Annotated in this window: 10 protein-coding genes and 2 tRNA genes; 10 read left to right on the top strand and 2 right to left on the bottom strand. The window is 65.5% G+C overall.

Translation table 11 applies throughout. The annotated features are described in order from the left end of the window. Positions 1 to 9 precede the first annotated feature (9 nt). Genes ACFYOW_RS23520 through ACFYOW_RS23505 form a run of 4 tightly spaced genes read left to right on the top strand, consistent with a single transcriptional unit; the run spans position 10 to position 3,008 of the window. A complete protein-coding gene (locus tag ACFYOW_RS23520; protein WP_387291153.1) occupies positions 10 to 1,089 on the top strand; it encodes a Rieske 2Fe-2S domain-containing protein in 1,080 nt (359 codons plus the stop codon). After that, positions 1,086 to 1,274 (top strand): hypothetical protein, encoded by a 189-nt coding sequence (locus ACFYOW_RS23515; protein WP_387291151.1) that lies wholly within the window; start codon positions 1,086 to 1,088, stop codon positions 1,272 to 1,274. Before ACFYOW_RS23520 ends, ACFYOW_RS23515 begins: the two co-directional genes overlap by 4 nt. Then, positions 1,271 to 2,206, top strand: a complete 936-nt coding sequence (locus tag ACFYOW_RS23510) for a PDR/VanB family oxidoreductase (protein WP_387291148.1) — start codon at positions 1,271 to 1,273, stop codon at positions 2,204 to 2,206. Before ACFYOW_RS23515 ends, ACFYOW_RS23510 begins: the two co-directional genes overlap by 4 nt. Positions 2,207 to 2,231: 25 nt before the next feature. Next, positions 2,232 to 3,008, top strand: a complete 777-nt coding sequence (locus tag ACFYOW_RS23505; RefSeq protein WP_387291146.1) for an alpha/beta fold hydrolase — start codon at positions 2,232 to 2,234, stop codon at positions 3,006 to 3,008. A gap of 9 nt (positions 3,009 to 3,017) precedes the next feature. Here ACFYOW_RS23505 and ACFYOW_RS23500 read toward each other — a convergent pair whose 3' ends face one another. Continuing rightward, positions 3,018 to 3,971 carry a diguanylate cyclase domain-containing protein gene (locus tag ACFYOW_RS23500; RefSeq protein ID WP_387291144.1) on the bottom strand — a complete coding sequence of 318 codons (954 nt, stop codon included), beginning with the start codon at positions 3,969 to 3,971 and terminating at the stop codon, positions 3,018 to 3,020. 514 nt (positions 3,972 to 4,485) lie between these two features. Here ACFYOW_RS23500 and ACFYOW_RS23495 point away from each other — a divergent pair. The 4 genes from ACFYOW_RS23495 to ACFYOW_RS23480 all read left to right on the top strand — a co-directional run bounded on the left by ACFYOW_RS23495 (position 4,486) and on the right by ACFYOW_RS23480 (position 7,730). After that, a tRNA-Gly gene (locus ACFYOW_RS23495) sits at positions 4,486 to 4,559 on the top strand. A 44-nt stretch (positions 4,560 to 4,603) separates the two neighbouring features. Beyond that, positions 4,604 to 4,677 (top strand) — tRNA-Pro (locus ACFYOW_RS23490). A 574-nt stretch (positions 4,678 to 5,251) separates the two neighbouring features. Next, on the top strand, positions 5,252 to 6,358 hold the full coding sequence (locus tag ACFYOW_RS23485; RefSeq protein ID WP_387291431.1) for a GAF domain-containing protein: 1,107 nt from the start codon (positions 5,252 to 5,254) through the stop codon (positions 6,356 to 6,358). Positions 6,359 to 6,617: 259 nt separating this feature from the next. Then, entirely contained in the window at positions 6,618 to 7,730 is a 1,113-nt protein-coding gene (locus ACFYOW_RS23480; protein ID WP_387291142.1) for a cytochrome P450, read from the top strand. 24 nt (positions 7,731 to 7,754) lie between these two features. Here the strand turns inward: ACFYOW_RS23480 and ACFYOW_RS23475 are convergent, their stop codons facing one another. After that, positions 7,755 to 8,960: a styrene monooxygenase/indole monooxygenase family protein gene (locus tag ACFYOW_RS23475; protein ID WP_387291140.1), complete on the bottom strand. Its 1,206-nt coding sequence runs from the start codon at positions 8,958 to 8,960 to the stop codon at positions 7,755 to 7,757. A 113-nt stretch (positions 8,961 to 9,073) separates the two neighbouring features. Here ACFYOW_RS23475 and ACFYOW_RS23470 point away from each other — a divergent pair, with 113 nt between their 5' ends. Next, on the top strand, positions 9,074 to 11,677 hold the full coding sequence (locus ACFYOW_RS23470; RefSeq protein WP_387291138.1) for a LuxR C-terminal-related transcriptional regulator: 2,604 nt from the start codon (positions 9,074 to 9,076) through the stop codon (positions 11,675 to 11,677). Between the two features lie 66 nt (positions 11,678 to 11,743). Further along, positions 11,744 to 12,457, top strand: coding sequence for a response regulator transcription factor (locus ACFYOW_RS23465; RefSeq protein WP_387291136.1), 714 nt, complete (start codon positions 11,744 to 11,746; stop codon positions 12,455 to 12,457). Positions 12,458 to 12,521: the final 64 nt, after the last annotated feature.

Genomic DNA, 12,521 nt, shown 5'->3' with positions numbered 1-12,521 from the left:
AGCATTCCGATGAGCCCGACAACCGCAATCGCCCGCAACCAGTGGTACGTGGCCGCCTACAGCCAGGAGATCGGCCGCGACCTGTTCGCGCGGACCATCTGCAACGAACCACTGGTGTTCTACCGGACCGAGGACGGCGCGGTGGCGGCACTGTCGGACCGCTGCATCCACCGCCGCTACCCGCTGTCGGAGTCGCGGCTGGTCGGTGACCGTGTCGTCTGCGGCTACCACGGCTTCACCTACGACCGCACCGGCGCCTGTGTCGCGGTACCCGCGCAGACCCGCATTCCCCGCAGCGCCCGTGTGGCCTCCTACCCTGTGGTGGAACAGGATTCGTTCGTCTGGGTGTGGATCGGCGACCGCGAATCGGCCGACCCGGCCGCGATCCCGCGCGCACCGTGGCTGGTGCAGGAGGGTTGGACCACTATCCGCGGCCTGGAGACCATCCGGGCCCGGCATGCGCTGCTGATGGACAATCTGATGGACCTGTCCCACGAAACCTATTTGCACGGCGGCTATATCGGCACCCCAGAGGTCGCGGAAACGCCGATCACCACCGAGGTCGACCAGGCAGCCGGTGTCGTGCGGGTGAGCAGGCATATGGACGATGCCGAATGCCCACCGTTCTATGCCAATTCGACCGGTATCACCGGGCGCATCACCCGCTGGCAGGACATCGAATTCCAGCCGCCGTGCCTGTACCGGCTGCACAGTCGCGTCGCGCCGCAGGGCCACTATCCGCCCGATGGCTACCTGCCCGGACGCGGTGCCGACACCGATCCCGGCGCGTTCCACACCGAAATCGTGTACGCCCTCACTCCGGAAACCGAGCATTCGGTACACGACTTCTGGATGGTGGCAAGGGATTTCGCGATCGATGACCAGGACGTGACCGAGTATCTGCACAAGAGCAATCACACCGTGGTGATGCAGGACGTGGTGGCGCTGAACCTGGTCGAGGAGGTCATCGCCGCGGAGGAACGCGCCGGGGGCACCTATCAGGAGCTGTCGATCAATATCGACACCGGCGCGCTGGCGGCACGTCGGTTGATCGCCGAGCTCACCCGGACCGAAGCGACCCGAGCATGACCGCCTGTCATCGCGTGCAGTGGTTTCCGGGCAGCGATCAGCTGTTCGGCCGATGCCATTGCGGCGCAACCCGTATCGCCGACGACCCGATCGAGATCTGGCAGTGGCTGCTCGCCCACCCCGATGGTCATCACACCCGCGTTGCCGATCCGCAGCCCACGAACCTGGTCGGAGCCAGAGCATGACCGCCGAACCGGAATTCGCCGTCACCGTTGCCGACCGCCGCACCCTCGCCGACGGCATCGTCGAACTCACCCTGTCCGTGATCGATGGACATACCCCGAAATGGCAGCCGGGTGCGCACATCGACCTGATCCTGCGCCCGGGCCTGGTGCGCCAGTATTCGCTGTGCGGCGATCCCGACGATCACGGCCGGCTGACGATCGCGGTCCTGCGTGAACCGAGCGGCCGCGGTGGATCGGCCTACGTCCACGACCGGCTGACCGTGGGCGAACGGCTGCGAATCCGAGGCCCCCGCAACAACTTCCCACTCCGGGACGCCGAGCGCTATCGGTTCATCGCCGGTGGTGTCGGTATCACACCGCTGCTGCCGATGATCCGCACCGTCGCGCGTCGCGGCGGCGCGTGGAGCCTGCACTACGGCGGCCGCACCCGCGCGAGCATGGCCTACCTACCCGAACTCTCGGCACTAGGGCCGATCGAGGTGTGTCCGCAGAGCGAGACCGGCCCGCTCGACCTCGATACCATCCTGTCCGATCCGTATCCGGGAACTCTGGTGTACTGCTGCGGTCCGGAGTCGTTGCTGGCGGCCGTCGAAAGCCACTGCGCCGCGACCTGGCCCGCCGATGCCCTGCACCTCGAGCGGTTCGCGCCGAAGCCGATAGAAGTGACTGCCGATTCGGCCTTCGATGTCGAATGCGCGCAATCCGGTGTCACCGTCCACATCCCGGCGAACATCTCCGTCCTCGACGCTGTCGAACGGGCCGGTGTCACGGTCTTGTCCTCCTGCCGCGAAGGCACCTGCGGTACCTGCGAAACCGTTGTCCTGGACGGTATCCCGGACCATCGCGACAGCATTCTCACGCCACAGGACACCGACGTGATGATGATCTGCCGCTCACGCGCCCACACCCCGCGCCTCGTCCTGGACATCTAGTCCGGCCCATCGGAAGGTCCCCATTATGCCCGTCGTCAGAGTCTCGGATACCGATGTTCACTACTCCGTGGCCGGTGCCGGACCAGGCTTGGTCCTCGTCCACGGCACCAGCATGAGTGCCGAATCCAATTTCGGACACCTCATCTCCGAGTTCACCGACCGCCACACCGTTGTCACGCCCAACTACGCGGGCAGCGGCGGCACCACCGCACCTGAGGGCCGACTGACCCTCGACCTGCTGGTCCAGCAGATCATCGCGACCATCGAGGATGCATCGACCGGCCCGGTCGACCTGCTGGGCTTCTCCCTCGGCGCGGTCGTCGCGGCAGCGGTCGCGGGACGGCGTCCCGACCTGGTGCGCAGACTCGTCCTCGTGGCCGGTTGGTCGGTGACGGAGGATCCCCGGCAACTGCTCACCCTGCACGGCTGGGCGGCCTCATTGGAGGCCGGACCCGAAATGGCCTCCGCATTCGGTCCGTTGCTGGCGTTCAGCCCGGCATTCCTGAGCGGGCTCGGCCATGCGGGTCTGGCCCAATTGCGCGCCACGAAACCCGAACCCGGAACGCTGCGGCAGATCGAGGTGAACCTCGAAGTGGACATCCGCGACGAGTTGAGCCGTATCGCCGCACCGACTTTGGTGATCGGCTGCACCCAGGATCAGTTGGTACCGGTCACCCATGCCCGTGGGCTGCACACCGCGATCCCGAACAGCCGATATGCCGAAATCGATAGCGGCCACGTGGTGTTCTTCGAGAAGCCGGGTGAACTCGTATCGTTGGTACAGGGGTTCTTGGCCGACTGACGTGTCGGATCAGCCTGCGACGGCCTTGATTTCGGGTTTATCGGAGTCGGCGAGGACGAAGCGGCGTCCGCCCGCGGTCTTCGCCGAATACATCGCGCGATCGGCGCTACGCAGCAGATCGGTGAAATCGCAGGAGTCGCCCGGCGGACAGTATGCGGTGCCGACACTGGCCGAGACCGGCACCGGTCCGGCCGTCGACCACACCGGATCCCGTAGCGCGGCCACGATCCGATGTGCGATTTCGCCGAGCGTGTTGTGCAGCGGGTTGGTGGCGAGCACGAATTCGTCACCGCCGTAGCGGCAGATGACCGTATCCGGCGGGCAGATCTCGCGCAGCCTGCGGGCCAGCTCGACGAGCACCTCGTCGCCGACGGCATGTCCGTAGTTGTCGTTGATCTGTTTGAATCGGTCCAGGTCGATCAGCAGCAGACCGACGCCGCGGTTCGGATCGGCCGCCATCAGCCGCACCTTGTCCTGCAGCAGCGTCCGGTTGGCCAGATCGGTGAGCGCGTCATGGGTGGCCTCGTGCCGCAGCCGATGCTGTAGCGCGGCGATCTCCTGCACCCGCAACGACACCGCGGCCGAAATGTGTTGCTCCTGCTGGGCCAGCGCCCGCTCCTGCAGCGCCTGGGCATAGCTGTCGATGGCCTGACTGGCCACCAGCGGCCAGCGCGTGGCGACCAGCGACCCGGGCGCCCCCGCCGGGAAGCCGAGCAGCCAGCGGGTGGCCTGGGCCAGCATTCTGGTCCGTTCGAACGGCGCCTCGACCAGCCGCGCCCCCAAGTTCCGCGCCTCGGGCACCGGGAAGGGCTCGGACCTGGCCAGCAACAGCAGCCGCTCGATGATCTCGACCAAAACCGGCTGCAACTGTTGTGGTGACGCGTGTGATCCCGGTTCCGCGCAGACCGCACGCGCCCACGCGCCTGCCATCTGCGCTACGGGTGGCTCGATATCCGCAGACATCGCACTCACCCGCCACGGGTGATGTCGGTACCCGGGTGCCCTGTTCCCACGCAGGTGCCGGCGTCACCCCGATCGTTCCCACTGCTACGCGGTTGTGTCCACCTCGCTTGGTGCACGCTCACCGCCCCCTTTCCAGATACCCCCGTCCGGCAAAAAGGATCCTAGCAAGCCACTCGGCACTGAAAAACGCTGTTTTATAACGAGTTATCGGTCCCTCGCGAATGGCGATCGGGTATGTCATCGCTGTCGCACCGCCGGCGTTACACATCAATTTTGTTCGCCGGAAAGTCGCGGACCGACACGCCGACGGCACGCCGAAATGGGAGGTTTCCGGCTCGCTCACCGGCTCGACTCGATCAGTGATAGCGATCGACTACCGTTGACGGCTCGGATCGTGTCCGCATCGGCCCCGCTGGACGCTTTGGTGGGGGGCTGATTGGCGTATCCGAGGCCCGATTCGGTACAGTCGGTTCGCACACGACATCGTGGCGATCCCATCAGATGTCGTATGCCTGCGGGTGTAGTTCAATGGTAGAACCTCAGCCTTCCAAGCTGATGGTGCGGGTTCGATTCCCGTCACCCGCTCCACGCAGGATTCATCCTCGTCGGCACCGTCTTTCGCCGCGAGGCCACGGGGTGTAGCGCAGCTTGGTAGCGCATCCGCTTTGGGAGCGGAGGGTCGCAGGTTCAAATCCTGTCACCCCGACAGTGTCAGCAGGTCGGAGGCCTTTTTCTGGCCTCGCCGACCCGCCGGGATTCGACTTCGCGACATGGTTTCACGAGTCGGCTGTACAGGTTCAGCACGTCGGTGCAGTGCGGGTGTACTTGTGTCCCAATTCGTTTCACTGTCTCGGCGCCGTGCTTCTCGGACACCGCGGTGCCCACCTCGTCTCGGAAACTGGAGGGCGTGGCCCAGGCGAACGGGGTGGTGCGGCCGGAGTGGTTTGCTGGTAGTTGCACCAGTGGATAGCCAGCGCTTCGCCGGGGGCCTGTTCCGGTGTCGAGAAACTTCGGCGACGGGATCGTCGGGTTGCGCGGCGGTCCGCTCTGGTTCCACCACGGACGGTGATGAATTGTGCAAGGTTCGTAAGCATATTCGGGGGAGTGGGGCGCTGGTTGACGGGGGAGCGATCGGAGCGCGCCCGTACACCTAGGTAGTGAACCCGGCTGCTCACGTGGCAGCACCCGATGCCGACACTTCCCCGATCTGGGAATACTGAACCGACGTGCAGACAGTCGCATGTTGTTGGCAGGGAACGGTCGGGGCGGAGGGAGGTGTGATGATTCCGTGGGCGACGGTGGAGACGTTGGCGCCTGGGGTCGCTTCGGTGGCTTCGATGGGGGAAGCGTCGCGCAATTTCGCCAATTGCGACCGTGTTGTGCAGCGATTGCTGGCGAAGAGTCCGGCGCTCTATGACACTCTGACAACCCGCGATATCACCGGGATGATCCACTTGGTGCACCTTCGGGGCGAGGATATGGATCTGACGATCCCGACCGGCGCTGGTCCGCACAAGCTGATGCTGCGGCCGGTGCTCGGTCCGGCGGGCGATGTGCACGCGGTGCGGTTGTGGCTCGGTCCCGCGGTGGCGCCGATCCCCCCATTGCGCCCGGCGGTCGGTCTGATCTGGGAACTCGATACGCAGTTGATCCACCAGCCCGTCGGCCTCCGGCGGTTGTGCGGCGTCGAGGCCGAGGAGTACGTGCCGCGACGTTCTATTGCCGAACTGTTCCACCGGATTTCGAAATTCGATCGACATGTGGAGGTGCTCGATCTGCTCTACGGTCCGGTGCCGGGTCAGAAGCTCCAGTTCGACGTGATCGTGACCAGCGGGTCCGCACGACGAGGACAATGGCGGATCACCATGCGGGCTCGCGATGACGAACGTACCCGCGGCGCCTGGTGGTTGATCGAAGACGTGACCTCGGACACCATGCCCTCGATGGCGCCGACTCTCGATCACGTCGGGCTGCGGGAAGCTCACCGCCGTGCCGGGACCCATTTGGCTATCGTGCAACTCGAGCACGCCACCATCTCCCATTGGCTCACTGAGCCTGCCCCTTGGGTCCGGTGGGACTACTTGTTCCGGCCGGTCGATGTGTTCCATCCCGGTGATCGCGCTCGATTGGCCGACCTCGGCGGCAGGCTCGCATCCGGCGATGCGACGGAAGTCACCGTACGCACACTGAATTACGGTGGCGGATACACGCCGACAGCATTGTTGCTCTATCCGTATCCCGGATACTCGGTAAGCCGGCTCACCATCGCCCAACTCGTCCTCATCGGCGACGACCTCCCGATTGCGCGACCGAGTGAACCCGTCGGCTACGACGAACAACTGTCGCGTGGGCGGTCCAACCGAAGGGAACATATCCCGGCGCACTGAATGGGCGGCGGTGCCGAACTGCCCATGGGTTCTACCGATGTTCGGGACATCCCTATTGCGCGATCGTTACCGCGACCCACCATTTGCCTGTGTGACATGGCCAGCGTTCGGAGTTTCGCTTTTGAACACGCAACAGCCTCCACTCGAGCCCGATACTTGTCCCGTTCCGCACCACGTATCGCCCGCCGGGGGTGATGGCGACTACGTCCCGCTGTACTCCCCGGAATTTGCCGCTGATCCACACACCGCTTATCGGGAGATGCGTAGCCGCTACGGCGCGATGGCGCCGGTGGAACTCGCACCGGGAGTGCCCGCGACCCTGGTGCTCGATTACTACACCGCAGTGCGCATTCTGAACGATCCAGACCACTTCCCTGCTGATCCACGCGGCTGGCAGCAGACGATCCCCGTCGAATGTCCGGTACGGCCGATACTCGAGTGGCGTCCGAACGCACTGCGCAGTGCGGGTAACGAACACACCCGCTATCGGCAGGCCATCGCCGCGGCGATCGATGGAGCCGATCTCCATGCCCTGCATACCACCGTGGAGTCCATTGCCGTACCGCTGGTCGAGGCCTTCAGCGTGTCCGGTACGGCGGACCTGATCAGCCAATACGCCTTACCGCTCGCATTCGGCGCGATCAACGCGATGCTGGGCTGTCCACCGGAGATCGGCCAGCGGGTCGCACAGGCGACTGCCGCGATTTTCGATGGGGTCGACGCCGAACAGGGCAACAAAATGCTCAGCGAGGCATTGCTGGACCTGATCGACTTGAAACGAGCCGAACCCGGCGATGACATCACCACTCGACTACTCGAACATCCCACCCGACTCGACGAGTCGGAGTTGATTCATCAGCTCGCCATCTTGTATGGCGCCGGAATCGAACCGCAACAGAATCTGATCGTCAACACGCTGCTGCTCATGCTTACCGACGAGCGGTTCGCGGGAAATGTGTTGGGCGGCAGCCTATCGACCCGGGACGCACTCGACGAGGTGTTGTTCGCAGACCCGCCGATGGCCAACTTTTCCGTCACATATCCACGACAACCGATTCTGTCCAGCGATATCTGGCTGCCCGCGAACCAACCGGTCGTCATCAGTATGGCCGCCTGCAACAACGATCCAGCGATCAGCGGCGGTGAGTATCTCGGCAATCGTTCGCACCTGGCATGGGGCGCCGGACCGCATGCCTGCCCGGCGCGAACGGCGGCCTATCTGATCGCCCAAGATGCCATCGATCAACTCCTCGACGCTCTGCCCGATCTGACGCTGGCCCTGCCGGTGGATGAACTGAGCTGGCGGCCCGGTCCGTTCCACCGCGCTCTTGCTGCCCTACCCGTGGTCTTCCCGGTATCGACGACGCGCTGACCCAATTCGGCGATCTGCACCGGCTCAGTGGGGTGTGGTTTCGGCAGCGGCGAATTTCACCATATTCGCTGGGCGGACGAAGGTTTCGGCGAACGCATCGGCCAGTGCGGTGTCCTCCTGTGCGGCCAGCATCAATTCCCGCACGGCAGGTGGGGGGTCGAGCACGGCCATTGTCCAGCGTGCCGCGGCATGGGCGATCGCGGTCAGCCATGGCTGTGCCGCCGAGGTCATCCAGGCCCGGTCGAACGGGCCGGTGGGATTGTCCAGAATCGCCGCGCTGTACTGGGCGGCGCAGTGTGCGGCGCTGTTGGCGCCCTGCGCACCGCCGGGATCCATCCGGCACACGACATCGCCGCCGCCCAGCACGAGGGTGCCGGAGGGCAGTGTGCCGATCGGCTCGCGCATGGTCGGCGGTACGGCGCCGACCAGAGTCGCGCCACCGTCGGTCAATTCGGCATTGCGATACCGATCGGCAAGTGCCGCAGGCAGATACTGTTGCAAGAGTTGTACAGCGCGCGGCAGCCGCTTGGCCGGGAGCGTGTGCGCGAAAACATCCAGTCCGCCGCCGGGCAATCCCTCGAAAAGCAGTATTTCGCAACGCCTCTCCTGTCCGGGAGGACCGGTCAGGCCCGGATAGGAGATGATTTCGCCGTGGCCGGGAAGGGCCGTGTAGGTTCCGAGGCCATCCGGATCGGGCTCGACCCCGTCGAGGTACAGCACCGCCAGTCGACGCATCGGCTCGGCCGGAACCGACCAGCTCGGGTCGGCGGGAAAGTATGCGGCGAGCTCACGCGATGCTCGAGTGACGACAGTCAGATCGTATGCGGCGGTCCGCCGATCCAGTTGCGGCACAGACAGTTGTGCGATCTCCAGATCGCCGCCCGCAGCCGCGAAGTCGGCAAGCCAGCGCGCGAACACCGTCCGCTGGTCGACACTCTGCGCTGGTTCGCTGAAGCGTCCGGCCCACCCGGACACCACGTTGCGGTCGACGACCAAGCTGAACCGGATGCCTAGGATCCGGGGCGCAATCGAGCGCCAAATGCCCAGCCCCGCTCGAGATTCGAGGTTCAACGTCGGCCCGAACTTCACCTGGGTGCTGGTCACCGAGCCGGACAGCACCGCGGCCGCGTCGCGATCGGTCACCAGGGTGACCGGGATGCCGCTGTGCCACAGCCGCAGTGCCAGCGGGAGGCCACACTCGCCGGCGCCGAGTATCTGAATTCCGCGCACGTGAAATCCTTCCGATGGTGAATTCGCTGGTCTCAGCTTCGTGACATAGGTAGGTCACGTACATCGGGTGCAACGACGAATGTTTCAGATACCGGATGACTAGTGTGCTCACCATGACCGGGCGATATTCATCGAGCCTCGGATCGCTGCCGTCAGCCGCCAGTGATTTCGTCGGACGCGAACGGGAGCTGGACAAGATCGCGGAGTTGCTGCTGGATTCGGCGCGTCTGATCACCTTGATCGGTTCGGGTGGTATCGGCAAGACTCGCCTTGCCACCGAGGCGGTGCACCGCTACCACAAGGCCCGTCGGGTTCCCGTCCATTGGGTCCGGCTGGCCCGGCTGGCGAGCGGGGTGGATATATCGGCGGTCGAGGACGAGGTCGCCCAGGCTATCGTCGACGCCGACTTCTCCGATCGATCGGTATGGGCCGCGCTGGTCGACACCCTCACTCGTTCCGACGCCGTGGGCCACCGACTGCAGACGATCCTGGTGATGGACAATTGTGAGCACGTCCTCGATGGCGCCGGGCGATTGATCTCCGACCTACTCGACGCGGTGCCGGGGTTGACGGTGCTGGCGACCAGTCGCGAGGCGGTCGGCTGGGTCGATGAGCAATTGGTGCCGATCGGTTCCTTGCCGCGAGAACAGGCGCTGCGATTGTTCCGCAAGCGAGCGGAGCTCACCGGGCGTGCCATCGCCGATGATCAACTCGCGCTGGCCGATTCGATCTGCAGGCATGTGGACAACCACCCGCTCTACATCCGGCTGGCCGCCGCCCGCCTACGACACCAACCGTTGCGCATGATTCTGCGCGACCTCAGCGGCGAGGCCGGCGATCGGCGCCTGCGGTGGTCGCCCGGTCCACGCGTCGGCACCGAGGAACGGCATCAGGGCATCCGGGATGTCATCGCATGGTCCTACGACCTGTGCACGGACCAGGAGCGCCTGCTTTTTGATCGGATGTCGGTCTTCGCCGCGGGGTACGACGTGGATCCCGCCGATGAAGCCGATACGTCCGTGCTCGATGTCGGTGCGGAACTGGCTGCGATCGAGGGCGTCTGCGCCGATCTCGACATCGGCGGCGGTGACCTGCGCGTCAGCATCGCGACGGACGAGGTCGAGGGTCTCTTGGAGCGTTTGGCGGATCAGTCTCTTGTGTCGGTCCACCTGACTTCCGATACGGTCCGTTACTCACTCTTGGAGAGCTTCCGCGTATTCGCTCAGCAGCGATTGCGCGAGCGCGCGGCCGGCGCCGAATGGGAGCGGCTGACCGCCCGGCATCGGCGCTACTACCGCGACGAAGTCATGCGGGCCTGCGCCGAATGGTGCAGCCCTGCGGAGCAGGATCTGCTCGATTGGGCGCGGGCGGCTTGGGACAACCTGCTCTGCGCGATCGACGGAAGTCTCACCACCCCGGGGGAATCGGTGATCGGGCTGGAAATCGTCGTCGGTTTGATCTCATTGCGGGTTCCCTTCATCAAGGGGTCGCTGCGCGAGTCTCGGCGGTGGGCCGAGCGAACGCTGGCGGCGACGCGCGAACTCGACCCACAGCCCGTCGAACTCCAGATATCGGCAATGGCCCTGATCGGCTGGATCAGCATGTGCCAGGGGGTGCACGACGACGCCGAGCGGATGCTCGAGGAGTGCGTCGCCGCGTGCGTGACAGATCCGGCGGCACGGGCGAACTGGCGCCATACCTTCGAGCGTGATCTCGGTCTGCCCGCACCCGTCGAGTTCACGCGCGGTAGCGAACTGATGCTGGTGCAGGGCGACGCGCGCGCGGTTGCGGTGCTCGGGAGCGCTCGCCAGAAGTTCGCCGCTGGTGGCGATCTCGGTGGTGCGGCCATGAGCGAGCTGTTCGAGGCACTGGCCGCCGGTTTCTGTGGCACCCCTGTGCAGGCCATGGAGATTGCCCGGCGTCATCTCGACAACACCGTTGCGGCGGGGGCGCGCTGGGCGAAATCCTGGGCCGAATTGGCGTGGGCGATTGCCCTGACCAAACATGGTGACCCCGAAGAAGCGCTCGCCGTCGGTCGCTCCGCGTTGGCGGATCAGGTCGCGATGCGTGACCAATGGGGTGCCCTCTGGGCGGTGCACATCCGGATGTGGACGCTCGCGCGCATGTCGGGTGATGCGCGGACCGCGGACGGTGCCGTCTCGGACCAGGTGCTTGCGGGGGCCACCGAAATCGCACTGCTGGGCGGCGGAGTCGCGACCTGGCGGCAGCGCTTAGGCGTGAACATAGCGAACTTGGTGCCATTCGAAACCGAAACCGACAACGCTATCGACATCGCACGGGATGTGCTCGGACACCAACTGTTCGATGCCACTCGGCGCGAGGGTGCCATGCTGCGGCCGGAGTACGGTGAGGTGGCACGGCTGGCATTGGGCACGTTGTCGATGGGCAAGCTGGACGTGGATCATCCCATCCGGCGCGACCGCCCGTCACCCTGGCAGGAACTCTCGACCGCCGAACAGGAGGTGGCCACGCTCGCGGCGGCGGGCTGGACCAATACGGCGATCGCGGCCAGTCGCGGCAATTCGTTCAAGACCATAGACGCACAGATGGTTTCGATCTTCCAGAAGCTGATGATCACATCGCGAGCCGACATCATCACCTTCGTGCCCGCGGACCGGCGCGGCGACGTCACGAATGCGGCCGCGCGTCGACCGACACGTGCGCGGCGCAGACCGACACCCGAGCGCGGCCGCTGACCGGCGAAAGGGATAGGCGCGATGTTGCGGGCCGGCCCGGTGGACGGTGCGGCATAGTGTGTAGGCGTGCCCGACCGTGACACGTCACCGGCCGCGACCGTTCTCGTGGTCGACGATGAGCCCAACATCCTGGACCTGCTCTCCGCCGCCCTGCGGATGAGTGGATTCGACGTGTATACCGCTGCGAGTGGGTACGCGGCGCTGGTCGAGGCGGCGGCGCATCCACCGGACATCGTGGTGCTGGACGTGATGCTGCCGGATCTGGACGGCTACGCGGTGGCGCGGCGGCTGCGGGAGTCCGACAGCGAGGTGCCGGTGTTGTTCCTGACGTCCCGGGACGCGGTCGAGGATCGTATCGCCGGGCTGGCCGCCGGTGGCGACGACTATGTGACCAAGCCGTTCAGCATCGAGGAGGTCCTGCTGCGGCTGCGCGCGATCCTGCGCCGCACTCGCGGCCCGTCCGGCGACGATCGGGTGCTGAAGTATGCGGACCTGGAGCTGGACGTCGATGCACACGCGGCATACCGAGCGGGTACCGAGATCTGGCTGTCGGCCACCGAATTCAGCCTGCTGCAGTATCTGGTGGTCAATGCCGAGAAGGTGGTCAGCAAGCAGCAGATCATCGATCGGGTGTGGAGTGCGGAGACCGGGCGCGACGGGCGGGTCGTGGAGACCTTCATCAGCCAGCTCCGGCGCAAGGTCGATGCCCGGAATCCGCCGCTGATCCACACGATTCGCGGTGTCGGATACACCCTGCGCCTCGGCGGCGGACATCCGTGAGTGAGCGCGGTGAGCGAACAATCAACACAGCCGGGCATCGCTCGGTCATGGCGGAGCCGAGCGC

It is taken from the genome of Nocardia sp. NPDC006982, from assembly GCF_042869435.1.
Taxonomy (GTDB): domain Bacteria; phylum Actinomycetota; class Actinomycetes; order Mycobacteriales; family Mycobacteriaceae; genus Nocardia.
Note: the sequence above shows the minus strand (reverse complement) of the source record. Positions and strands in the feature narration are given on the sequence as shown.

What these genes read in the sequence shown, in the direction of transcription:
- ACFYOW_RS23520 (WP_387291153.1), top strand. Translation starts at nt 10, where the DNA reads ATGAGCCCGACAACCGCAATCGCCCGCAACCAGTGGTACGTGGCCGCC.
- ACFYOW_RS23515 (WP_387291151.1), top strand. Translation starts at nt 1,086, where the DNA reads ATGACCGCCTGTCATCGCGTGCAGTGGTTTCCGGGCAGCGATCAGCTG.
- ACFYOW_RS23510 (WP_387291148.1), top strand. Translation starts at nt 1,271, where the DNA reads ATGACCGCCGAACCGGAATTCGCCGTCACCGTTGCCGACCGCCGCACC.
- ACFYOW_RS23505 (WP_387291146.1), top strand. Translation starts at nt 2,232, where the DNA reads ATGCCCGTCGTCAGAGTCTCGGATACCGATGTTCACTACTCCGTGGCC.
- ACFYOW_RS23500 (WP_387291144.1), bottom strand. Translation starts at nt 3,971, where the DNA reads ATGTCTGCGGATATCGAGCCACCCGTAGCGCAGATGGCAGGCGCGTGG.
- ACFYOW_RS23485 (WP_387291431.1), top strand. Translation starts at nt 5,252, where the DNA reads ATGATTCCGTGGGCGACGGTGGAGACGTTGGCGCCTGGGGTCGCTTCG.
- ACFYOW_RS23480 (WP_387291142.1), top strand. Translation starts at nt 6,618, where the DNA reads ATGCGTAGCCGCTACGGCGCGATGGCGCCGGTGGAACTCGCACCGGGA.
- ACFYOW_RS23470 (WP_387291138.1), top strand. Translation starts at nt 9,074, where the DNA reads ATGACCGGGCGATATTCATCGAGCCTCGGATCGCTGCCGTCAGCCGCC.